This window comes from Muribacter muris, assembly GCF_001038205.1.
GTDB classification, from domain to species: Bacteria; Pseudomonadota; Gammaproteobacteria; order Enterobacterales; family Pasteurellaceae; genus Muribacter; species Muribacter muris.
Genome location: NZ_JWIZ01000081.1, coordinates 1 through 1,997 on the forward strand (window position 1 = coordinate 1; position 1,997 = coordinate 1,997).

Annotated in this window: 2 protein-coding genes; both read right to left on the reverse strand. The window is 43.6% G+C overall.

Going from position 1 to position 1,997, the window contains the following annotated elements:
* Positions 1 to 251: 251 nt before the first annotated feature.
* Complete coding sequence (locus RO21_RS10600) at positions 252 to 1,295, reverse strand: phage portal protein (RefSeq protein WP_047977756.1); 1,044 nt, start codon at positions 1,293 to 1,295, stop codon at positions 252 to 254.
* Positions 1,296 to 1,298: 3 nt separating this feature from the next.
* Positions 1,299 to 1,997 (reverse strand): phage terminase large subunit family protein (locus RO21_RS10605; protein ID WP_047977757.1); only part of this gene is annotated, 699 nt, incomplete at its 5' end.

Here is a 1,997-nt window from a genome sequence, read left to right on the forward strand (position 1 = left end):
GTAAAATAAAGGGTAATTTATTGATTTTGCTATCTTTTTATTGTGTTTTTGCTATAATATATTGCCGATTTCTTTTTCTGAACCAAGAAAAATTTGCTTTAGATCTGGGAAAGGCTGAGATTAGTCTTGAACTAAGGTATGTTTGGTGAGCTTATTTGATTTGTTATTAAAATGGGCAATTAAGGATCGAGCTGAGTATTTTTAGCTGGGAAGAGCAAAAGGGCGTCCATTTTTGTGGACACCCTCTAAGGTTAAGGTTGGGGTTCTGAGAGAAGACTAGACGGTTTAAAGGTCAGCAATTCGGAACCGAACCAGTGGTTGATCGCCTGCAACCTTTTTTGTAGCGGAATGATCTCAATCGCTAGGAAAACCTTTGCCGCTTTTTCAATATCGCCAAATCCGCCGGTATTATTCGGGATAATGCCCATTAGTTGAGGCGGTACACGGTGAGCAGCGAGAATATCATCACGGCTGACATTTTTGATATTAAAGAATTCATCTTTTGCTGCAACATCGGCAATCGGAATAATCTGAATACCGTCTTTTTTTCCGTTAGGGGAATGGATAAACAAGTTTTTAAAATTGCCGACCCCTTTTGATTCCCGTAGTTGTTTGCGCAAATTCTCAATATCGTCCTGCTTTTGTGCTGCATCGCTCATATAAAACACAAAGCCTGCGTGCGCACCGTTTAAGTAGTATTTACGGCGGAATAAGGTTGCTGATTCATTTAGCCACGCAGATTGTAATGCCGACAGATAATGCGGTAGCCCGTAAATATCCTGATTGATGTCCGGTTCGACAAAATGGAATATCGAGTTTGGGGAAAATTCGTGTTCGTCCAAATGATTACCGATGTAGAAATAGCGGCCGTCTTCTACGCCTTTTCGCATATATTTAGCAAGCGGGGCTTCAAGCCGAATGATTTTCCCAAGCCGGTTGCGAACCGCTTCAAAATAGGCATTGCCAAACACATAATAATCTTTGATGAATGAGACTAATGCGGTGTGCGTTAAAATATGCGGTTGGTTGATCACACAAGTATCAGCCAATAAATTGGCTTTGACGGTGATCGCACTTTCGTGATGTGTCGAGGCCCGTAGCGATTTTGCCAACCCACTCCACGAAATCGGCGGATTGAACCAACGATCATTAGCGACCGAACAATATAAATAATTCATCATATCCGCTTTATCTAACATTGGAATCGGCTCACCAAAAGTAAACATTTGTGTTTGAGCGGTATTTGCCCCTTGCAAGTGGGCAGATTGTGTGGTTTTTTTGCGAAATTTTTTCATTTTCTATCCTAAAAAGTCCATTGTGCCGGTGTTTTCTGCTAACTTGCCGTCAAAAGGTTCATTGATAAAGACTTGTAAGCACGCCCACGCTAAATCGGCGTGGCTGGCTTCTTCACTGCGGTCGGCAACGTAAAGCACCTGCGTGCCGTTACCGTTCATCTGTTTTTTGATCGACATAAAACTCGCCCCGATTTCAACGGCGTGCATTGCATCGTATTCAAAACGGCCTTTTCTGATGATATGTTGCCCTTTCAGTACCATACGGCTTTTCAGCCCGACATCGTAAGTTAATCCGACTGCATCGGGCCGTTCACGTTTAACAATTTCATATACCCCGACCCCTAAGCCGGTAATATCAATCGCAATGCGGGTTACGTTATAGCGTTCGCACATCTGTTTGATCGCATCACCTTGTTCCTCAAAATCTGACCCCTGAAATGTCTTGTATTCAAGCAAACGGAATTTTCCGCCGTCCACTTTGGGCGGAGCGATAATCACAAGGGCCGAGCGGTCGCCACTATATGATGGATCGTAACCAAGCCACACCTCCCGATTGCCGAACGGTCGCCCGTAGCCCTCGGTGAAAATATAATCTTTCCACACTTCCATCGTATCGACGTGGCAACGTTGCATTTCGGTCAGTTTAAACACGCTCGCATTATCATCAATAAATTCGCACATATAGAGCTGGGCAAATTCTTC